Origin of the sequence: Brachybacterium muris, assembly GCF_016907455.1 — a bacterium.
Classification (GTDB): Bacteria; Actinomycetota; Actinomycetes; order Actinomycetales; family Dermabacteraceae; genus Brachybacterium; species Brachybacterium muris.
The window spans coordinates 1,860,791-1,883,003 of sequence record NZ_JAFBCB010000001.1; the positions used below are offsets into that span (position 1 = coordinate 1,860,791).

A 22,213-nucleotide genomic window follows, 5' to 3' on the forward strand; every position below is an offset into this window, starting at 1 on the left:
GATCCAGTCGCCCGGTGTCGCGCGTGCTTCACCTTCCAACGTCTGGACCGACTCCTGGATCAATGCTTCCCGTGCCCGGACCTGTCCGATGCGTCGATAGACCTCCTCAGAGACGTGCTGATAGGTGGCCGCGAAAGCAGACGGGGCCACCGAGTGTGACCGTCCGTCGTCCGTTGTCACCCACCAGTCCCCCGGCTCAGCCTGCAGGTGATCGCCGTGAGCTGTGCGCCAGGCGCGGGCGGTGTCGAGCCTCGTAGCGCTCACACGCCCGGATCGCTCCCACCTCTGGCCGTCAGGATGCATCGCGGGGCAGCTCTCGCTGGAACGGGCCCTTGTACGGACCGGTCATGTGTTGGCGACGTGCCATGTCGGATCCTTCGCGTCGTCGTCCGTCCCGAAGTGACCTTCCGGGACGTCGCAGAACACCATGCTCCAGTGCTCTGCATACTCCCCCTTCCGCGGGTCCGGGAGGGTCTGGGCGTGCTGCAGTGCTTCGAGCTCGGGAGAGGCGGGGACACCAGGCTGAGCCGCCACATAACGAGAGGCCCGGCGGACAATCGCTGCCGCGAGGTCTCCGGTCTTCACACTCTTGTGGAAGACAAAGGTGAAGTGATGCTCGAACCGTCCTATCTCGCGCTTCGGGAATCCGTCGCGATCGTATGGCTCCATAGCCTGGATCACGATCTCGGCATCGTTCCAGAAGCCCTGTTTGGGCCGGGATTTGACGCTCACGATCCACGGGAATCGGATCTGGCCGACGATGCGTGTGCCGTCGCGCTGGACTTCTCGGCCAACGATCACCACTCGGGAATCGGTGATGAACAGTTCATAGTCCGAGCTGGCGAACAGGAGCGGAGGGGCTTGTATCGCCTCGGCCAGCTGCTGCATGGATGCGCCGTCGGGCACGACTCCAACGTTTCGCAAGAATCTTCTGGCTGTTGCGCGTACCGGGTTCGCACCGTCATCCGATCCCATGATCGGATGTCCGGCGTCATCGATGGCTGGGATCATTCGTCGCCCCAAGTCGTGCTGTTCCTGCGGCAGAACTTCCGCGACCAAGTACTCGGTGTCGTCATGGGTGACCATCAATCCGCTTCCCTTCTCGAACGTGATGAATATCGGCGTCTTCTCTGGTCCCTGGTTGCTCATCAGCGGGGTCCTCCCTCGCCCACACGTGCAACGATTCCCGCGCGGCGGCGAGCTCCGCGGCTCTCTCCTCGGGATCCTCGATCGCCGCAACACGGCTCGCCTGATCGACGATCTGGCTCAGGTTTCCTGATCGTTCGAATGACCCCTTGCCCGCGAGTGTTCTCAGTTTGTGGATTTCCGCGGTCGCGAATGCCGCCCAGTCGCGCCCGAAGGAGATGTAGTGGACGAGCTCGCCATGCTCTGTGTAGGAGATCGCCGGTATGGACGCCAGCGCGAGGTCGGAGTCGACGAACGGATCGTTTGGACGTCCGGTCGCTGAGGCGATCGTTCGATACCTCAGGGCGCTGCGTTCCGGGGTGTCCGGGGGAAGGACGAGCAGCGTCTTCCCGAGCATTCCCATTTGGCTCAACTGGGAGATCTCCCACCCGAGACCTTCGCTTGTGCCTGCAACAAGAATGACCGCACGACACCGCACAGCAGTTCGTCGGACTGCTTCCTGCCAGCTGTCATCCGTCCAGTAGCTGCGATGCGCACCGAGCGACGGGATCGGTTCGCCGGGCCGCCCGATCGCCACGAGCTGAGTGGCCTCGCCGTACGTCCATCCTTCGAGCAGTTCTTCGAAGCGCACCCGGTGTGGCAGCAAGGGTTCGTACCACCGTGTGCCGGAAAGTGGTGAATAGATTCTCGCCGTGTCGTCGTCGAACGACCTCAGGTAGAGAATCGCTGACTCCGGGGTGTTGTCCGCAAAGGTGGCGATCCTCATTCTCCGTATTCGCGCTTCCACCGCTCTGGCCGGCAGATGCGCCCGATCGATCAGGACCACTGCGAGGAGGATCAGGAGTGCGACGAGAAGCAGGTACGGCAAGACCGGGGCGATGTACAGCAGTGCCGCTGCCGCGCGCAGCAGAAGAAATGCCAGGCAGAGCACTGCGATCTTGAGCAGGAGGCCGGCGGCGACCGAGAAACCGGAACCGCGGTACTTCCCTCCTTCAGCTTCACGATCTCGGCTGCGCACGGTGAACTCGCCCAGTGCACCCCCGACGCCGATGACGATGAACACGGCAAGTGGTACGACCCACCATCCCCAGATGAAGATCGTCGCAAGGTAGGTGAAGGCCATCAGGAGGATGAGCCGACTCGATACCCGCCAAGGAATGGAAGACGCTCGCATGGCGTCGACGCCTTCGAGCGTTTCTGTGTCCTGGACACGCCCTCCCCGCCGTTCGAAGTCGGCGAACCAGCACCAGACATCCATCCCCTGCGGTTCGAGCTTTCGACGCTCCCGCGTTCCGGGGTCTCGTCGTGCTCGAACTCTCACGGTGAGGATCAGCAGCAGTGCTGATATGAGAAAAACTATAGACCCAGACAGCAGCATCAGTTGCTCCTTGCCGGACAGCTCCGTTGGCCCCGGGCAGGCAGGCCTAGCCAGACCTTATAGGACGGGGTGGTGTAGTAGGGGACTGATGCACGGATTGGCGTCAAATTGACCTGCCTTACGGTTTGGTTTCCACTCTTGGTCGCTAGCTTCTGGTGGTGGTGAGTGCCCGCGGGGTGCGGGCGAGGTCGTAGTCGTGGGGTGTCGCGTACTCGAGGGAGGAGTGCCGTCGACGACGGTTGTACAACACCTCGATGTACTCGAAGATCGCGTTCGCGAGCTCGATGCGCGTCTTCCACTTCTTCCAGTTCAGCAGCTCGATCTGCATCGTCGACCAGAACGACTCCATCATCGCATTGTCGAGGCCATCGCCTACGGTCCCGAACGACGGCAGCAGTCCCGCTGAACGGATCTTCTGAGTGAAGACCCAGGAGGTTAACTGGACTCCATGATCCGCATGAACGATCCCCCCGGGCCCTGGCTGACGTGCACGGATTGCCATGTCCAGAGCGTTCACGACCAGGGTGGAGTCCTGTTTGGAGTCGATAGCCCAGCCGATGATCTTGCGGCTGCAAGCATCCAGCACGGCGGCGCAGTAGATCTTTCCCTCCCGGGTGGGATGCTCGGTGATGTCCGTGACCCACAGCTCGTTCAGTTCGAGACGGTGGAACTTGCGGTTGACCAGGTCGTCCGCTGTGGCGACCCCCTTGAGTCGCTTGATGAGTATTCGTAGTCGTGGGAGCCACCGAATCTTGCTCTTGGGGACCGCCGATCGTGCCGACGGGGGCCAGTAGCCGCCGCGGTGGGGACCACTGGCTCCCGCCGGCATCGGGTCACTGGGGCAGTGCGGTGTGTTCTCGCATGTTCCTGTCGCCGGTGTCGATCCAGATTGTGTTGTGCACGATGCGGTCCATGATCGCATCGGCGTGGACTGCTCCACCGAGCCGGGCGTGCCAGTCCTTCTTCGGGTACTGGGTGCAGAACACGGTCGAGCCGGTGTCATAGCGGCGCTCGAGCAGTTCCAGCAGCATCGAACGCATTCCCTCGTCAGGATGGTCCAGCAGCCACTCGTCGATCACCAGCAGCGAGAACGTGGAGTACTTCCGCAGGAACTTCGTCTGGCCCTGCGGCTTGTCCTTTGCCAGGGCCCAGGCCTCTTCGAGGTCGGGCATTCGGATGTAGTGGGCTCGGAGCCGGTGCTGGCAGGCCTGCTTCGCCAGCGCGCAGCCGAGGTAGGACTTCCCTGAGCCGGTGAAGCCCTGGAAGACCACGTTCTGTTGCCGCTGGATGAAGGAGCAGGTTGCCAGTTGCGCGATCACGTTCCGGTTCAGTCCCCGTTCCTCGACCAGATCCAGCCGCCGCAGGTCCGCTCCGGGATAACGCAGCCCCGCCCGGCGGATCAGACCCTCGACCTTTCCATGATTGAAGATGGAATGCGCCTCGTCCACGATCAGCTGGAGCCGTTCCTGGAACGACATCCCCAGCACGTGAGCCTCATCCTGGGCATCGATCGCGTCCAGCAGCGCGGTCGCGCCCATCTCGCGCAGCTTCCGCTTCGTGTCGTTATCGATCACGCTCACCGGACACCTCCGGCGTAGTAGTCGGCGCCACGGACGTATCCGCCGTCTTCCGCGGGTTCCTCGCGGGGTGGACGCAGGGCGGCGACCTTGTCCTGCCCGGTGGCCAAGATCGGGTGCAGATGCGCATAGCGCGGTGAACGGACCCGTCCCGTCAGCGCGAGTGCGCAGGCCGCCTCGACCCGATCTACGGAGAAGCGGCGAGAGAGCCGTAGCACCGCCAACGCGGGATCCAGGCCCTGTTCCACGATCGGCACGGACTCGAAGATCCGCTGGATCACGATCACCGTGGCCGGCCCGACCCGATCTGCCCACGCCCGCACCCTCTGCGCGTCCCAGGCCTGGAAACGCTCGCCCGCAGGTAGGTCCGCGTCGTTGGTGCGGTACTCATTGCTCGCGGTCTCCGGGAGCAGCAGGTGACTGGTCAGTCGCTGGCTGCCCTGATAGATCTCCAGCGTCCGGGCCGTGATGCGCAGATCGACCTTCGCGCCGATGTGCGCGAACGGCGCGGAGTAGAAGTTCCGCGCGAACGTGACGTGCCCGTTCCTGCCCACTCGTCGTCCGTAGTGCCATGTCGAGATCTCGTAGGGCACCGCCGGCAGCGGCGTCAGCAGCGGCCGCTCCTCCGCGTCGAACACGCTGGCGCGGGATCCGGGCCGCTTCTGGAACGGCTCCGCGTTATAGGCCTCCATCCGCTGCCCGATGGCGGCTGCAAGTTCGGGCAGGGACGTGAATCGCTGATCCCGCAGCCCGGCGATGACCCAGGTCGCGACGTGCGCGACGGTGTTCTCCACGCTCGCCTTGTCTTTCGGTTTCCGCACCCTCCCCGGGAGCACCGCCGCCGAGTAATGCGCTGCCATCTCGCGATACGCATCGTTCAGGACGATCTCGCCCTCGCGGGGGTGCTTCACCACACCGGTCTTGAGGTTGTCCGGAACGATCCTCGGGACCGTCCCGCCCAGCGCCTCGAACATCGCTACGTGCGCTCGCAGCCAGGACTCCTGGCGCATATCCAGCGCCGGGAAGCAGAACGCGTAACGAGAAAAAGGCAGGCAGGCAACGAACAAGAACACCTTCGAGACCTCGCCGGTGACCGGATCGGCCAGCTCCATCGTGGGGCCGGACCAGTCTGAGTATTCGTAGTCGTGGGAGCCACCGAATCTTGCTCTTGGGGACCGCCGATCGTGCCGACGGGGGCCAGTAGCCGCCGCGGTGGGGACCACTGGCTCCCGCCGGCATCGGGTCACTGGGGCAGTGCGGTGTGTTCTCGCATGTTCCTGTCGCCGGTGTCGATCCAGATTGTGTTGTGCACGATGCGGTCCATGATCGCATCGGCGTGGACTGCTCCACCGAGCCGGGCGTGCCAGTCCTTCTTCGGGTACTGGGTGCAGAACACGGTCGAGCCGGTGTCATAGCGGCGCTCGAGCAGTTCCAGCAGCATCGAACGCATTCCCTCGTCAGGATGGTCCAGCAGCCACTCGTCGATCACCAGCAGCGAGAACGTGGAGTACTTCCGCAGGAACTTCGTCTGGCCCTGCGGCTTGTCCTTTGCCAGGGCCCAGGCCTCTTCGAGGTCGGGCATTCGGATGTAGTGGGCTCGGAGCCGGTGCTGGCAGGCCTGCTTCGCCAGCGCGCAGCCGAGGTAGGACTTCCCTGAGCCGGTGAAGCCCTGGAAGACCACGTTCTGTTGCCGCTGGATGAAGGAGCAGGTTGCCAGTTGCGCGATCACGTTCCGGTTCAGTCCCCGTTCCTCGACCAGATCCAGCCGCCGCAGGTCCGCTCCGGGATAACGCAGCCCCGCCCGGCGGATCAGACCCTCGACCTTTCCATGATTGAAGATGGAATGCGCCTCGTCCACGATCAGCTGGAGCCGTTCCTGGAACGACATCCCCAGCACGTGAGCCTCATCCTGGGCATCGATCGCGTCCAGCAGCGCGGTCGCGCCCATCTCGCGCAGCTTCCGCTTCGTGTCGTTATCGATCACGCTCACCGGACACCTCCGGCGTAGTAGTCGGCGCCACGGACGTATCCGCCGTCTTCCGCGGGTTCCTCGCGGGGTGGACGCAGGGCGGCGACCTTGTCCTGCCCGGTGGCCAAGATCGGGTGCAGATGCGCATAGCGCGGTGAACGGACCCGTCCCGTCAGCGCGAGTGCGCAGGCCGCCTCGACCCGATCTACGGAGAAGCGGCGAGAGAGCCGTAGCACCGCCAACGCGGGATCCAGGCCCTGTTCCACGATCGGCACGGACTCGAAGATCCGCTGGATCACGATCACCGTGGCCGGCCCGACCCGATCTGCCCACGCCCGCACCCTCTGCGCGTCCCAGGCCTGGAAACGCTCGCCCGCAGGTAGGTCCGCGTCGTTGGTGCGGTACTCATTGCTCGCGGTCTCCGGGAGCAGCAGGTGACTGGTCAGTCGCTGGCTGCCCTGATAGATCTCCAGCGTCCGGGCCGTGATGCGCAGATCGACCTTCGCGCCGATGTGCGCGAACGGCGCGGAGTAGAAGTTCCGCGCGAACGTGACGTGCCCGTTCCTGCCCACTCGTCGTCCGTAGTGCCATGTCGAGATCTCGTAGGGCACCGCCGGCAGCGGCGTCAGCAGCGGCCGCTCCTCCGCGTCGAACACGCTGGCGCGGGATCCGGGCCGCTTCTGGAACGGCTCCGCGTTATAGGCCTCCATCCGCTGCCCGATGGCGGCTGCAAGTTCGGGCAGGGACGTGAATCGCTGATCCCGCAGCCCGGCGATGACCCAGGTCGCGACGTGCGCGACGGTGTTCTCCACGCTCGCCTTGTCTTTCGGTTTCCGCACCCTCCCCGGGAGCACCGCCGCCGAGTAATGCGCTGCCATCTCGCGATACGCATCGTTCAGGACGATCTCGCCCTCGCGGGGGTGCTTCACCACACCGGTCTTGAGGTTGTCCGGAACGATCCTCGGGACCGTCCCGCCCAGCGCCTCGAACATCGCTACGTGCGCTCGCAGCCAGGACTCCTGGCGCATATCCAGCGCCGGGAAGCAGAACGCGTAACGAGAAAAAGGCAGGCAGGCAACGAACAAGAACACCTTCGAGACCTCGCCGGTGACCGGATCGGCCAGCTCCATCGTGGGGCCGGACCAGTCGACCTCCACGCTCTGGCCGGCCTTGTGACCGACTCTCGAAGCGGCACCGGTGACCATGACGTGGTGCTGGTAGGTGCGGCAAAACCGGTCATACCCCATCGCCGGATCCCCAGCCGCCGTGGTCGCGTCGAAGTACTCGCCGTGCAACAGCTTCAGCGTCACGCCGACCCTGGCCATCTCTCGATGGACCTGTTCCCAGTCCGGCTGTGCGAACACGCTCTCGTGCTCGCCCCGGCCCGGGAACAACCGGGCATACACCTGCTCATCGGCGACGTCCGCGATATCGCCCCACCCGATCCCTGCAGCGTCAGCGGCCTCGAACACCGCCCTCACGGACTTGCGGGACATGCCCTGCGAGGACGAAATCGCTCGCCCCGACAGACCTTCTGCGCGCAGCTGGAGCACCAGCTTCGCCCTGATCTTCCGTACCATTCCAGATTGCTCCTTCCGCCGCGTGCCCTATACACACGGCGGAAGGAGCGTAGACAGAGCGGCCCCAACGACACCACTGGTGGTCCCGAACGACGCCACCGCTACGGCAGCGACGTGGCACCCGAACCCTCGATCAGCGGACCCCAGCGAGGCGAATATTCAAGTCGACCTCCACGCTCTGGCCGGCCTTGTGACCGACTCTCGAAGCGGCACCGGTGACCATGACGTGGTGCTGGTAGGTGCGGCAAAACCGGTCATACCCCATCGCCGGATCCCCAGCCGCCGTGGTCGCGTCGAAGTACTCGCCGTGCAACAGCTTCAGCGTCACGCCGACCCTGGCCATCTCTCGATGGACCTGTTCCCAGTCCGGCTGTGCGAACACGCTCTCGTGCTCGCCCCGGCCCGGGAACAACCGGGCATACACCTGCTCATCGGCGACGTCCGCGATATCGCCCCACCCGATCCCTGCAGCGTCAGCGGCCTCGAACACCGCCCTCACGGACTTGCGGGACATGCCCTGCGAGGACGAAATCGCTCGCCCCGACAGACCTTCTGCGCGCAGCTGGAGCACCAGCTTCGCCCTGATCTTCCGTACCATTCCAGATTGCTCCTTCCGCCGCGTGCCCTATACACACGGCGGAAGGAGCGTAGACAGAGCGGCCCCAACGACACCACTGGTGGTCCCGAACGACGCCACCGCTACGGCAGCGACGTGGCACCCGAACCCTCGATCAGCGGACCCCAGCGAGGCGAATATTCACTTGATTCTGGCTGGGCCTGGAAGGCCACCGATTCCGGCGCGAGTCATGAGGACGGAGATGAGCCGGCTGGAACACGGAATGTTCATTCCGATGGTGAGCTCGGCGTGGATGCGGCGGTAGCCGTAGGTGCCGCGGGACGCGACGTGGATCTCCCTGATCAGCCCGGTCAGCCAGCGGCGGCGCAGCTCAGTGGAACTGGTCGGGCGCTTTCGGTACCGGTAGTAGCCCTGACGGGAGACGCCCAATAGGCGGCAGCAGGTGCTGGTGAGTGCCCCGGCGTCGACGAGTCGGTCGATCACCGGGTGCGCCCTTTTGGGGCGACTCCTCCCTCCTCGTCGAGCCACGTCGCGGCCCGGCGAAGGATCGCGATCTCCTGCTCGAGCTGCCGAACACGGCCGCGCGCCGCGCGGAGCTCGGCAGATTCCTGACTGCTTCGTCCCGGCCGGCGGCCGTGGTCGATATCGTCCTGTCGCAGCCAGCTGTGGAGGGTGACCTCGTGGATACCCAGGTCCAGTGCGGTCTGCTTGACCTGGCGGCCCTCGCGGACCAGAGCGATAGCACGGGCACGGAACTCGGGAGGGTACGGGCGGGGCATGCGAAGAGCCTTCCATGAAGACCATCGACTAGCGACGTCAACTGGAAACCGAGCCAAAGGTCAGGTCAAACTGTCACCTATCCGCGCGGCAGTCCCCTTGAGTAGTGCGTGTAGATCGCTTGCGATTGGGTTTGCCAGCGTGGTCGGAACGGACTTGCCGAAACTCCCACTCTTATCAAGGCCAGCGGTTGTGGCAGCTTCTCTGATCCGGGCGACCATAGTCTTGCCCAGCACCCCGAACTGGCGGCCGTCAACTTCTGCCTCGGTGCGCACTTCGTCGTCGCTGAAGTGAGGCAACCCTCCATCGCGGTTGATCTTGATCAAGGCTTCACTTCGCTTCTTCCTTCTGTTCTTCAACTGGTCGTCGTTCTTGTCTACCTCTGCAAGCGCGCTTTCCAAGAGGCTGGACGCCTCATCGTCAGTAATGTTGAAATGGCACGCGATAACCTCAGGAGCTGCCCAGTACGCCTCAATATCGGAGTACTTGGTGGCCCAAAATCGGTGCCCTTGGTCTTCATAGGGTTTGGCGAGTTTCGAAACTTCTACGGGCATGAGAAAATCTCGATCCCGATGGATCACCAGGCGCACGTCCGCTCCAAGTAGAGCTTGGAGACCATCAATAGCATCCGCGGGTGGAATATTGGATGATCCATGGAATGGCCAGATCGCCGTGGTGCGTTCGACATCTGGCCACTGAGCCAGGATCGACCTGAGCATGTCCGTGTGGGTGTCCTCGGTCAGAAGAACGATCCTTCGGTCAAGTAGACCCCATCCCATGAGCTGTCGGCCGTCGGTGTCTCCGTCGGGTTGCACTTCGCCGTCTCTCATCCAGATGACCTGCGATGCACCAGGGAGTGCGCGAACAATGGATGGACTGTGGGTTGTTAGCAGTATCTGAGAATCAAAATCCTCTGCGGCCTGTGCCAGAACCTTAATGAGACGCTCTTGGGCGATCGGGTACAGGTGCGCGTCCGGTTCGTCCACAAGGAGCACGACCGGCCGGAAGTAGACGAGGTAGGAGAAAATCTGGAGTACTTGCAGATAGCCAATTCCTGCTAGTTCCAGTGGTCGATAGGCTTTTTCATCTCCGGTGGCCATGTCACCGGTCTTGAATGTCGCCATTACACGGGTATGCTTCTCGTCCTCAAACTCAACTCTCAAAGAGAAGTCGCCCATCACTTGGGACACAAGACTTTCCACGACTTCAAGGCCGTTGCGGCCGTTCACCGTGACACGCCTAAGCAGGTCGAGCACGTTTCGGAGTACGGTGTTGGCGTCTCCCGCTGCGGCAGACCGATGCACAAGGAGCTTTGATCGCTTCTCCTCGTTGAGCGGGATGCCGGCAACCCCAGGAATGTATGCACTGAATTCGCGAGACTGGTCGCGAATGTGTGCAACGATAGGGTTCCCCGAGGGGACGTGCACGGAGATGCCCTCGTTGCGGGCGGCCTTCAGCCACATCTCGGCCGTAGCCTCGGTGTCTTCGTCCACCTTCGCGACGACGGTGACGCCGAGTTGGGGCTTGCCGCGAGTGTTACCGTACTCAGTTCCGTGACCGGCGTCCCTATAGTCCGGAGACGGCATGTAGATTGCGTCTTTCTCGGAGAGTGTTGAGGCGGTATCGCCCTTCCTTGGCTCAACGTTGAGATTGCGTCCAGACTGGAACATCCAATGGAGGGCTTGCAGCACAGAACTCTTGCCAGAGCCGTTGGCTCCAACGAGCACATTGAACGTTGGATGCAGGTCAATCTTCGTCTTCTCAAGTGCTTTGAAGTTGGAGATTTCGACGGAGGTGATTTTCATGGACAGCTCAGCTCAGCTCTTCTCGAAGCCGGAACTGGGATCGAACTTGAGGACGCGTGCGTTCTCGCTGATGGTGCGGACCTCTGCCTCATCGAAGCCCTCGGGTTTAGTGGCCTGGATGTCGATGGTGATTTCCAACCGTGCCCCGGCCCCGGAGAGGCGGTCGATGACCTCGCGTGTGACGTTGCCGATGTCGCGGGAGTATCGGTCGGAATCGATCTTCACCGAGCCGAAGAATCTCGCAAGCGCTGCTTCGAGTACAGGCTCGGCCGGAGACAGCGAATCACTGTCGGACTCCGACTGACCGGCTCCCGTCCACGCGTAGTCCACCCGGCCGACACCCTCGGCACCTTCTTCGGTCTTTCCAACAGCGGGCTCTCGGGCTGCAGCCCTGTCTGCGTCTACCTGTTCCTGCGCTCTGTCAGCGTCGATGAGCAGGGTGCTGTTCGTGACCTGGATGCTGGCATGCGTGTCGGGCGGCACCACTAGTCCGCGATAGCGCCCGGTGTCGGCGTCCTTCCCAGCCGCGATACCGAATCGTTCGCTCGCCACGAGGACAGTGGTCAGGGCTTGCTGGATCGCACCGTCGAGCACCTCGCGTCGGACGAGACGAGGCAGATAGGTGTAGCGGGTGAAGTATCCCCATAGCTCACCCACGCTGATCTCGCCTGCGTCACGCCAGAGCGCGCCGAGTTCGCCCCGCAGGGTCGCGCCGAGGATCGGTGCGCCGAAGTCGGTGACGAGCTGGTCTTCGCGTCCGAGCTTTGTACCGACCCGTTCAGCGAGCGATCGACCGCCGGAGTCCGGCACGCGGTCGGCGATCAGCTCGAAGGGCTTGGTGGGGTCGAACTGTTCGGGGTAGATAGCCCAGACGAATGTGTCCCTGATGCGATCCGAGACCGTCTGGTCGAGGCGTCCCACCCAGTCGTCGGTCTGCTTGCGCTGCTGCGCGGAGAGGTTGAGGCTGTCGCTGGTGGCCTGCACACGCTGCCAGCCTAGGTAGCTGCGGGTGGCGGCTTCCAGGCTTTCCAGTTCGCTCTTGTCGGCGAGCAGGAAGATCAGCGTGTTGCGGTGGATCCGCTGGCTCGCGCCCTTGCTCTCGATGGCATCACGGACCCAGGCGTGCGCCGCCGAGTCGGCACCGTCCTGCTTGCGGCGCGCGTGGCGCGGGTGAGCGATCACCAGGCGCGTGTCTTCAAGGTCGGGAATGTCGGCCGAGGAGGACGGGGCGATGTGCACGCGGTCGAACACGCCGCGTGATTTCTCTTCTCCTTGGAGGCGGCGGCTGATCTCGTTCCATACCGTCTCGACATCCTCGCGGAGTCGCTCGGCGTAATCGTTGGCTGTCTTCGTGACCGACGGCTGGGTGTCGAACCAGTAGTGGCCCTGTTCCTCGTAGAAGTACGTCGAGCGCTGCGCGAGCAGCTCGACGGCACTGCCGTAGTTCCCGAGTGTGTCGCCAGGGATCGCGGTGCCGAGCCACAGGTACTGCTTGTCCAGCCCCTTACGGCTGCTCTTGATGCGGGGTGCAGCACCCATGAAGATCGTGCGGGCAATGCGCTGGGTGACGAACCGCTGACCTAAGTTTGGGCGATCAAGGTCAATCTGGTGCGCGGTGGACCCTGGGCCGTCGATGTCGGAGTCAATGATCGGCTTCCACTGGTCTTCGAGGTACTGCGTCAAGTCAGTGTTCACAGTCGTCGCATCCAGCGGCACATTGCCCGGCAGGATCAACGGCGAGGTGTCGTTGGACGCCCACAGCTCGTGCACGATCGACGAGACCAGTTTCAGCACACCTCGGGTTCGCTGGAACCGCTCCAGCGTCGACCAGTCCTCATACAACCGGTCGAGCAGTTCGGGATGCAGCGGGTAGGAGGCACGGATGCGCTTCTCGTAGTCATCGTTCGGCGACGCCGCGTCCCGCGGGAACAGTGCGGTGTTGTTCCGGTACAGGTTCGTGAAGCTACGCGCCACAGCCGAGATGGTGGTGAGCCCCTCGGCATTCGGTGCCTGGAACAGGCGACGGCGCACGATCTCGAACGACTCGTCCTTGCTCGACGGACGCCACTGGTCCGCGACACGACGGATCACGTTCTGAAGACGCTCCAGCGCCAGCTGACCGTTCGCACCACCGATCTCAATGTCGCTCCCACGTCCCTCAGAGCCCGTATCGGACGCCGGGATCGACACCACGAGCATCACACCCGGCACGGAACGCACGATCTCGGTCAGGGACTGGGCGAAGGTGAACTGGGTCTCGAACGACCCCGACGGGAGTTCCTTGTCGGTGACGAGCTGCCGCGCGTAGGCGACCCATTCGTCGATCAGGATCAGCGAGGGCGAGTACCGCACGATCAGGGTGCGCAGCGCCTCGCCAGGGTTGGTGCCGGCGCGGTCGTCCTCGGCGATCAGGTCGTACGCTTCGCGGCCACCCAACTGCCAGGCCAACTCGCCCCACAAGGTGCGAACCTCGGTGCCGTCCTCCTTGATGATCGGCGATCCGGCCTTCAAGTACGTACCGACCAGCGCCACCCGTTTCACGTCGAGCGCGCGAAGGTCGGGGTTGCCGTTCGCCGCGATCAGTTCTTGAAGTTCCTGCGGGAAGTCCTTCGCCGGGGTACCGCTGAACAAGTGATACAGGGCGAGCATCGAGTGGGTCTTGCCGCCACCGAAGTTGGTCTGAAGGTTCACCACGGGGCTCGCCCCAGCCTCACCGTTCACCCGCCGCAGCGCGCGCGACAGCAGATCACGAAGACCCTCGGTGAGATAGGTGCGGGTGAAGAACTCGACCGGGTCCCCGTACTCCGGGCTCGTCGCCTGCCCGGTGTGGACCAGGTGCAGATCAGCCGCGAACTCCGACGCGGTGAACGCGCCGCGCGCCACGTCGTCGTGGGGACGGATCACCTCACGCCACGGCCGCAGCCCGGAGCCCGGATCGAGGGACACCTTGGTGCGCTTGACCTGTTTACGGGTCTGATCCTCGAACACGGTGCGCTGGAGATCGACGCGGAGCTTCCGCACGTCCTCGGCGGAATCGACCGCGCCGACGGCGTGGAGCAGACGCTCAATGGTGTCCAGCGCGCGGGCGGCGTCGTCGGAGCTGAAGGGCTCATTGTGCGCCCACAGGTTCCGGGTCTCCCGCAGCTCGGACGCGAAGCCCTGCTGGGCGCGGGAGAGCACGTCCTTGAAGTGGTAGCCCTGCTCCGTGATGGCGCGAAGCTGCACCTGAACGTCGTGCTTCGTCAAGGTGCGCAGTGGGCCGCCCCGGCGCTGGGCGTCTTCCTTCGCCCACGCGGCAGGCCAGTCAGCGGTCTTGTAGGCGCGCGTCATGACCTCATCGACCTCGTCGAGCAGCCCCTCGGAGAGCAGGTCGAACGCCTTGCCCACTCGATCTCGGTTGTTCATCGCCATCGCTGTCTCCTATGACCTACTACCTACGACCATCGTGGGCACTCCCCACAACGGCCAATCTCTGCTACTCATCACCGTTGTCGTCTCCGCCTGCCGCGATCCGTCTACGAGCGAGCCGCTCCTGGGCCTCTCGGTAGATTTCCCTGATCTTGGCCTCAAGCTCGGCCTTCGGCGGCAGTGCCGTCCAGTACTCCGCGACGACAATCCCGTCCTTGTGCATCTCTAGCAGCTCGATCTGATCCCGGCTCGCCTCGGTACACAGGATCAGGCCGATGGGTGGGTTCTCATCGGCCTGGCGCTCGTGCCGATCCAGCCACTTGAGATAGAAGTTCATCTGTCCCTGGTAGCTCGGCTTGAACTTGCCGACCTTCAGCTCCACGGCGATCAACCGGCGTAGCGGGCGCGAGTAGAACAGCAGGTCGAGGTAGTAGTCGTCGCCGTCGAACGTCATGCGCTTCTGACGCTCAACGAACGCCCACCCACGCCCCACATCCAACAGGAAGGACTCCATGTCACGGCGGAGCGCAGCTTCGAGGTCCCGCTCCAAGAAGGTGTCGGCGAGCCCCAGCATGTCCAGCAGCATCGGATCGCGGAAGGCATCGAGCGGCATCGCCGATCCCTCCGGAATCTGCGAGTCAGCGATCTCCCGGCGCTCGAAGGCTTTGCGCTCGATGGCCCGGCGCAGATCACGAACGCCGAGTCGGCGCTCGATGGTCTCCTTCACATAGAACGCTCTCGCCTCGGGACTCGGTACTGGCAACAGCGTCTTGAAGTGGGTCCAGCTAACTTGTCGCCCCAGTGAGGCGACAAGTTCGACGTCCGGGAAGGCCTGCGAGAACTGAACCATCCGGTAGAGGTTGGCCCGCTCGAAACCTCGACCGTACCGAGCGGTCAGTTGTCGCCCCAGTGAGGCGACAACTTCCTGGTCGTGCCCAGCACGGTCTTCGTGAAGCACGGCCACGTCGATCATGCGCCCTATGTACCAGTTCCGCAGAGTCAAGGTCGCGTTCACCTGCGCGGCCGCGAAGGATTGCGCCTGATCGATCAGCGCCGACACCCGCTCCACGAGATCGCCACCTTCGGCGCTGACAGACTCCGCGATGGCACGGAACGGCGAAAGACCATCGTCAGATCGGTGCCTCACCGTGGCACCAATCTGGGCGTCGTCCGGGTTCCGAGCCATGACCTAATCCTCGTCCTCATCGAAGTCGAACTCCTGCTGCGACGAACGCGGCGTCGCGGCGAACTTGCGCGCCTGCTCGTTCACGTCGCCCCAGGCGCTCACCAGACCGTTGAACAGGATCGCGTCCTTCGTGTCCTTCTTCTTCTCCGCCTCGTGGAACAGCAGGAACCCCAGCTCCTTCACCGCATCCAGGTTCACGCGCGTTTGCACCGACGGCAGCAGCTCCGCCACCTTGTCGGCACCATCCTTCGCCATCACCGCAGCGAGACGGACGGTCGCTTCCCACACGCTGACACGATCGTCGGAGGTCGCATCCCAGTCTCCATCGAGCTGCGCTGGCGGGAGGAGCCGAGCCTTGCCGCCCTTCGCCTCGAAAATGCCGCCGCGCTCCAGAGCACCGATCGATGTGTCAGAGGAACGCGCCAGCTGGTCGGCGATACCGGAGCTCTCTTGCGTCCAGCCGTACTGCCGGTACCACTTGACCGCGAATCGCGTATCCGGATCGAAGTCAGACTCTTGCTCGCCGAGCACTTCATCCAAAGTGGAATTGATCAGCAGCAGCGCGTCTTTCACGCTCATATCAGAGCCGTCTGCTTCGCGAACCCGTGAGAATCGCGAGAAGACTGCGATGCCGGGACCGATGGCCGCCTGTGCCAGATCGACCGGCGCAATTGAGCCCTGAATAAGCGTGCGGAGCGCCTCCGGTAACTCCGACTTCAGTGTGGCCACGAACGCGCGTCGAGTCGTCGCGCTCGCAGTGGCAGCACGCGGTCGGCAGGCCAAGAGAATCGAGGATGCAAGCGCATTCGTCCCGACACTCACCATACGGCCAGCGCGCTCGCTTCGCATCGGCCACGTTGCGTTGACCTCCCACCCCGACTCGATGAGCCCACTGAGGAGCGTGTGCCAGCCTGTCGAAGATGTTCCCGTGTCTCTGGTGTCCTGCTGCTTATACGCGTAGTAGACAGTCATCGGAATGCCCGGCTCCGCACCCTCTCGGATGCGTCGGAAGACCTGATTGAAGCCCTCGACGAAGAACCTCTCAGCACCGTCACGGCCGCCGTGTCTATTGGGGTTCGCGACGAGCTCTCCCTCCTTCGGGGTGAGGAGAGTTCCAAGAACATCCGGGTGAATGTCACCAAGCGACCGACGTAGCCAAACGTAGAAGAAATCCGAAAGGTCGGAGTACCCAATGTTGTCGTAGTAGGGCGGGTCTGTGCTCACAACATAGTTGGCGTAGTCGCGGGTTGCCGCGTTGGCTTGCTGGACGCGCCCCGGTTCGGAACTAGTGCCGATTGGCATGGCTGCCACGCCCGCCGCAACCCAATCGACGTGAGTATAGAAGTGGCCAACAGAGTTCGAGAAGGGATTGATCTCGACATAGTCCCAGACCATAGGGAGGGCTTGTCGAGCGAAGGTGTCTCGAACGCCTTCGATCCCTGAAATCCAACTACAGATCGAAGACGACCAGTCGGATAGCTTGCTTAGAGCAAAGGCTAGGTAAGTCGCAACCGCATCCCCGTAGGCCACGGCACCGGCCCCGGCGGAGGCAAAGCTCTTGCCCTCCGGCATGCCTTGCGCGAGTGCATCATCGATCGCCTTCTCGCGGGCCTTCGCGATGAGATCGCTGATGGTGGTGAGAGCAAGCAACTGTCGGTTCGTGAACGCATCCGCCCAGGTGGGCATGCCGTACATCGGCAGCCGATCCACATCGTGGTTCCGAGTTGGAATCAGTTGATCAGGCACGTTATCTGGGCGCCCAACGAGAGCGGCATTGACGTGCTCTTGGCTTGGTTCTATGTAGAGTCGGCGGCGCTCACCCTCTGCGACCACCGCGATCAGGTGCACGCCGAGACGTCCAGCCTTTGCCTCAGCTCGGATGTAATCGTTGTCAATTACGGTGCCATCACCGAGTGCAACGGCGTTCCCACGCCTCATCGTGCCGTCGTCTTCTTTGGTGGGCCCGTGCTTGTCGTTGCGGATCGTGTACTTTACGACTCCGTCTACGACCTTCGCTTCGATCCAAGCCTCCTTGCCCTTCTTCTTGCTTAGCCACCAAGATCGAACTAAGGGAGTCTCGATTGGATTGAACGGATTCGGGCTCCGTACGGTGCGCGCCCAGAGCCACGCGATGACAGTATGTTCGGTCCCTCCTGGGGCTGTCACCTTCGGATACCTGTCACCGATCTGCGCGAATGCCTCGTCCCTGAGCCAAGCGCCATACTTGCGAACGTCCTCCGCCAACCCCTGCGCGCCGACCCAGTCAACGGAACGGGCCTCTGCATCGGGATGAACTGGCGGTTGATTGGCGAACCGCGTAGGAATCTCCAGCAGGCCGCGCGTCTTGAGTACCGCGACTGGGTTCAAGTCCGACGCGAACGTGTCTAGCCCGAGTCGCTGGGCCTCTAGCGGGATCGCACCCCCACCCGCGAATGGGTCGAGAAAACGCAGTTGACGATCTGAGGTGGATCGGCGAATCTCACGTCTCGCCTGATCCAGCACGGCCTCGTTGTTCGAGTTCTCCCACTTTGAAAGCTCAGATACCAGAGCGTGGAGTCGAGCTCGTTCAGCGTCCTGCTCCTCGGAGCTCGGAAACTCCTCGGGCCGCGAAGAGGGATCATCCACCAGTTGTGCAAACAGCACGGCGCGCGCAGCCGCAAGCGGCCTTGGTGCCCAATACAGGTGCATAGTCGATGGGTGCCCCTTGCGGGGAACAGACTTCTCATGCTGTGCAGCATCATTGATGGCCTGGAGCGGCAGCGAGACTTCGATGAGCTTCTTCTTCGGTGCGGTCACGGTACTTCTCTCGCTGGCGTTGGTCTGGTTGTCGGTGGTGTGGGTCATCGCGGTGGTCCTCCGCGTTCCCAGTAGTCGCGCCAGACCTCGTTGTAGGAGCGGGTGGTCGCGGATGGTTCGAGGTGCGCAAATGCGTCGGAGACGTAGCGCAGTTGGTCCTGCTCCAGGCCGCTGGTCGATACTTCGACCAGGGCGAGTCGGTGCCGGTCTCCCTGGGTCTGGGCGAAGGTGATCTCGTTGGTGGTGATGGTGAAGGTGTCGGAGCCCTCGATGCGTCCCTTGGCCTCGATGTAGTGGACGAAGCCTTGAGTGTCGGTGGATTGGATGTCGTAGCCGGGGTTGTTGCGCGGCATCTCAACCGGAGTGCGTCCGAGCGCACGCTCAGCAGCGAGGACGGCGTCAACGGCTCTGCGTTCGACTTCCTCGGTCTGGCGAGCGAAAGTCTGCGGCGCGGGGGCATCGTCGGTGGCGAGGAGGTCGCCGGGGATGACGAGCGCTGCGCCTCGGATGACTGCGGGTACGGCGACGAGGTTGGTGGCCTCGTCGAGCTGTTCGAGCCGGTGGTTCAGGCGCTCGTCGAGCTGGCGTGCGCGGACGAGTGCGGTCTCGGCGCGGAGTCGGCCGACGGTTCCTGCGCGCTCGAGTGCTTCGAGTCGGTTGTGCTCGCGATCCCAGTGGTTGATCTCGGCCAGCAGCCGGTCTTTCACCTGCGCCCGGGCCCGTGCGGTTTCGATGTCGAGTCGGGCCTTGATCTCGTCCATCCGGGGCTGGAGCCCTTCACGGTAGGCCCAGGCGCGCACGAGTTTCTCGTGGTTCTGCCGCGCCCAGTCACTGCTGACGATCTCGGTGATGGCCTCGGCTTCGCCGGGTTCGGGGCGGTCGTAGTCGAGGTACGGCGGGGCTGCCGAGACGGTGACGGTGCCGTCCTGTTCGAGTAGCGGGTAGTCGAAATGGTGGGAGACGGTGTCGGCGTCAGTTGCGGTGTTCTCGATGCGCTGCTCGACGCTGAACATCAGCATCGGTGCGTCGGTCTGCTTGGTGCGGCGGTCAACGAGCACGGTGCCTTGCTTGAGGGTGGGGCCGAGGTCGTCGATGGTGGCTTCGATCACGGCGTGTAGCAGCGGGTGCCCGGGTGCGATGAGGGAGGCGTCGGCGAGTCCGTCGGGATGCATATGCGCGAGCTCGAAGGTGATGCGCTCGTACTGTTCAGCGACGGGTGCCCACCGGTTGATGCGACGCGCGGTGTCGATCACGCGGGCGGGAACGCGGGTAATCTCGTAGCGGCCCTTCTCGCGCTTGCGGATGCGTCCGCCGAGGCGTGTGAGCGCGGGGATGAAGAAGGCGGCGATGTAGCCGGGCTGGAGTCGGCGTTCGCGGGCCTTCTCCATCCGTGCCCGGACTTCGTCGAGGTTGAGCGCGGAGAACATCTCGGGGTGGAGCGCTCGTTCGGCGAGCATCTCATCGAGTCCGTGTGAGACTCCGGCGTCGATGATGCGGTCGAGCTTGGCCTTGACCTGGGGCTGGTCGCCGTAGCGGATCGCTTCGATCAGCAGGTCGCGCAGTGAGCGTTCCTGGAAGGCGTCGGCGTCGCCGAGCACGTTGAACAGGTTGCCGTTGTAGGCGATCGACATCTGGTCGATCTTCGCCAGCAGCCGGGTGAACACGTCGCCCTCGCGGGTGTCTCTCGCGACCATGTTCCACAGGTGGCAGACCTCGCGCTGGCCGATGCGGTGGATGCGGCCGAAGCGCTGCTCGATGCGGTTCGGGTTCCACGGCAGGTCGTAGTTGACCATCAGGTGTGCGCGTTGAAGGTTCAACCCTTCACCGGCAGCGTCGGTGGCGAGCAGGACCACGGTGTCGGGGTTGTGGGTGAAGCGCTCACGGGCGAGCTTGCGATCCTCTCGGCGGGTGCCGCCGTGGATCGTGATGACCGAGTCCGCGCGCCCGAACTGTGCGGTGATCTTGGCGTGCAGGTAGTCGAGCGTGTCGCGGTGCTCGGTGAAGATGATGATCTTGCGGGCGTCGCCGGAACCGTCGTGGGTCAGGAGTTGCTCGTCGAGGATGGTGCGCAGCTGCACCCACTTCTTATCGTCGTCCTGCAGCCTGACGCGACGGGCGACCTTGATGAGGTCTTCGAGGATCGCGATCTCAGCCCGCAACTCAGGGATCGTCTGCGCCGCAGTCGCGAGATCGACAACTTGGTCGGCTTGTTCCTCGAACTGGGCGCGTTCTTCGTCGGTGGTCTCCTCGTCGAAGTCCTCGAAGTCTTCAATCGAGAACGCCGGGAGAGCCGCATCGTCGATAGGTAGCTGGGCGACCGCACCGGTCAAGCGGGCCGTCTCGGTGACACGCTGCATGTCCCGAAGCTTCGTGTCGAGGCGCTGTTGGCGTCGTTCCAGCGATCGCAGGATCGCTTCCGGGCTGGACGCCAGGCGTCGCTGAAGCACGGTGAGCGCGAAGCCGACGTTGTTGCCGCGCTTCTTGTCGCCCGCCTGAGCGATCCGCTCGGCTCGTCCCATCTCGGTGCGGACGTAGTCAGTGACCAGCTCGTAAAGTTCCCGCTCGGCGGGGCTGAGCTCGTACTCGACGGTGTAGGCCTTGCGTTCGGGGAACAGTGGCTTGCCCTCGAACGTGAGCAGGTCTTCCTTCACCATGCGGCGCATCAGGCCGTGGGTGTCGGTGCGGTGCACGCCCTGCCGGTACTGGCCCTCGAAACGATCACGGTCCAGCAGCGACATGAACAGCTGGAAGTCCTCTTCCTTGCCCGCGTGCGGGGTCGCGGTCATCAAAAGGAAGTTGTGCGCAGTCTCCGACAGCAGACGTCCGAGCTTGAACCGCTTGGTCTCATCGACCTCGCCCGCCCAGGACGAGTAGTGCGCCGACATGCGATGGGCCTCGTCCACGACCGCGACATCCCAGGTGACCTCGCCGAGCTGCTCGATCAGGTCTTCGCTGCGTGAGAGCTGGTCCATGCGGGCGATCAGGAAAGGGTGCTCCGCGAAGACGTTGCGGCCCTGGGCGTCATCGACCATCTGGCGGCCGAAAACCTCGAAGCGCAGGTCGAACTTCTGCGATAGCTCCTCACGCCACTGCTCAACCAGACCACCAGGGGCAACGATGATCGCTCGCTCGCAGTCCGAGCGCAGGATCAGCTCCTTCACGTACAGGCCGGCCATGATCGTCTTGCCCGCGCCGGGGTCGTCCGCGAGCAGGAACCGCAGCGGGATGCGCGGCAGCAGCTCTTCGTAGACCGCGCGAATCTGGTGCGGCAGCGGGTCAACGTCGGAACTGTTGACCGCGACCATCGGGTCATACAGTGCGGCGTACTTGATCCGCAGCGCCTCGGCCGCGAGCCGGAACTCGTCCGGGTCTGCATCGTAGGCCGGAGCAGAGTCGAAGTCGCCCGCGATCTCGAAGCGCGCCACGTCGGCGTCGGTGATCGCGCGAGCGCCGCTGCGGCCGGAATCGTCACGGTAGAAGACCTCGAACAGGCCAGCGTCGATGGGGTCGATGGCGATCAAGGTGACGGTCTGGCCCGGCACGAGGCCTCGGAGGCGCTGGCCCGCGCGCAGCGTCGCGAGCGTCAACGTCTCATCGGCTGTTGCTTCTGTCACGGGGTGCCTCCTTCCGGTTTTGGGCAGTGGGTCAGGATATGGGGTGCCACCGACAAAGCGTCAGCAGCGGCTCAAATCGAGCGGAACGATCACCCTGGCGGGGATGGGTCAGAGTCGGCGGCCGCGCCGCCGCGGCGCACCCAGTCGTCGATCTCGCTGGCTTGGAACTTCCAGAGGCGGCCGACCTTGTGGGCGGGCATGGCCTTCTCGGCGATCCAGGTGTAGACGGTGTCTTTGGTGACCCCGAGGTGGGCGGCGATGTCGTCTGCGGACAGCCACGGCTCAGCCACGTTGGTCCTCCCTCGCGCTCCGTGACCCGGGCGGGCCAACGTGCTCCATCGTATCGGAAGTTGTGCCGCTTGAACTGGGTTTGTCCGGGCGTGGCCGAACGACATCGGTG

The 22,213-nt window shown here is 63.7% G+C and carries 11 protein-coding genes and 4 pseudogenes; all 15 read right to left on the minus strand.

Going from position 1 to position 22,213, the window contains the following annotated elements; translation table 11 throughout:
• Positions 1 to 345 precede the first annotated feature (345 nt).
• Positions 346 to 1,149 carry a hypothetical protein gene (locus JOD52_RS08625; protein WP_204409501.1) on the minus strand — a complete coding sequence of 268 codons (804 nt, stop codon included), beginning with the start codon at positions 1,147 to 1,149 and terminating at the stop codon, positions 346 to 348.
• Positions 1,073 to 2,524 carry a hypothetical protein gene (locus JOD52_RS08630; protein WP_204409503.1) on the minus strand — a complete coding sequence of 484 codons (1,452 nt, stop codon included), beginning with the start codon at positions 2,522 to 2,524 and terminating at the stop codon, positions 1,073 to 1,075. The genes JOD52_RS08625 and JOD52_RS08630 overlap by 77 nt, the downstream gene beginning before the upstream one ends.
• A gap of 145 nt (positions 2,525 to 2,669) precedes the next feature.
• Positions 2,670 to 3,245, minus strand: a pseudogene (locus JOD52_RS08635) (IS3 family transposase); the annotation flags it as partial.
• Between the two features lie 112 nt (positions 3,246 to 3,357).
• Positions 3,358 to 4,104 carry an ATP-binding protein gene (locus JOD52_RS08640; protein WP_338124028.1) on the minus strand — a complete coding sequence of 249 codons (747 nt, stop codon included), beginning with the start codon at positions 4,102 to 4,104 and terminating at the stop codon, positions 3,358 to 3,360.
• Positions 4,101 to 5,231 (minus strand): annotated as a pseudogene (gene istA / locus JOD52_RS08645) (IS21 family transposase); the annotation flags it as partial. The gene JOD52_RS08640 and the pseudogene istA (JOD52_RS08645), both read right to left, overlap by 4 nt.
• Positions 5,232 to 5,344: 113 nt before the next feature.
• Entirely contained in the window at positions 5,345 to 6,091 is a 747-nt protein-coding gene (locus JOD52_RS08650) for an ATP-binding protein (RefSeq protein ID WP_338124028.1), read from the minus strand.
• The gene (gene istA, locus JOD52_RS08655; protein WP_204408388.1) at positions 6,088 to 7,650 is read right to left on the minus strand and encodes an IS21 family transposase; all 1,563 of its coding nucleotides are present in this window, start codon (positions 7,648 to 7,650) and stop codon (positions 6,088 to 6,090) included. The genes JOD52_RS08650 and istA (JOD52_RS08655) overlap by 4 nt, the downstream gene beginning before the upstream one ends.
• A 163-nt stretch (positions 7,651 to 7,813) precedes the next feature.
• A pseudogene (locus JOD52_RS08660) lies at positions 7,814 to 8,248 on the minus strand (IS21 family transposase); the annotation flags it as partial.
• A gap of 162 nt (positions 8,249 to 8,410) precedes the next feature.
• A pseudogene (locus JOD52_RS08665) lies at positions 8,411 to 9,006 on the minus strand (transposase); the annotation flags it as partial.
• Between the two features lie 60 nt (positions 9,007 to 9,066).
• The gene (locus tag JOD52_RS08670) at positions 9,067 to 10,809 is read right to left on the minus strand and encodes an ATP-dependent nuclease (RefSeq protein WP_204409505.1); all 1,743 of its coding nucleotides are present in this window, start codon (positions 10,807 to 10,809) and stop codon (positions 9,067 to 9,069) included.
• A 12-nt stretch (positions 10,810 to 10,821) separates the two neighbouring features.
• Positions 10,822 to 14,220: a DUF499 domain-containing protein gene (locus JOD52_RS08675; RefSeq protein ID WP_204409507.1), complete on the minus strand. Its 3,399-nt coding sequence runs from the start codon at positions 14,218 to 14,220 to the stop codon at positions 10,822 to 10,824.
• A 64-nt stretch (positions 14,221 to 14,284) separates the two neighbouring features.
• Positions 14,285 to 15,403, minus strand: a complete 1,119-nt coding sequence (locus tag JOD52_RS08680) for a PDDEXK nuclease domain-containing protein (protein ID WP_204409509.1) — start codon at positions 15,401 to 15,403, stop codon at positions 14,285 to 14,287.
• Positions 15,404 to 15,406: 3 nt separating this feature from the next.
• A complete protein-coding gene (locus JOD52_RS08685) occupies positions 15,407 to 18,247 on the minus strand; it encodes a DUF1156 domain-containing protein (RefSeq protein WP_204409512.1) in 2,841 nt (946 codons plus the stop codon).
• Positions 18,244 to 21,813 carry a helicase-related protein gene (locus tag JOD52_RS08690; RefSeq protein ID WP_204409514.1) on the minus strand — a complete coding sequence of 1,190 codons (3,570 nt, stop codon included), beginning with the start codon at positions 21,811 to 21,813 and terminating at the stop codon, positions 18,244 to 18,246. Before JOD52_RS08690 ends, JOD52_RS08685 begins: the two co-directional genes overlap by 4 nt.
• Before the next feature lie 89 nt (positions 21,814 to 21,902).
• A complete protein-coding gene (locus JOD52_RS08695; RefSeq protein ID WP_128773205.1) occupies positions 21,903 to 22,103 on the minus strand; it encodes a helix-turn-helix domain-containing protein in 201 nt (66 codons plus the stop codon).
• Positions 22,104 to 22,213: the final 110 nt, after the last annotated feature.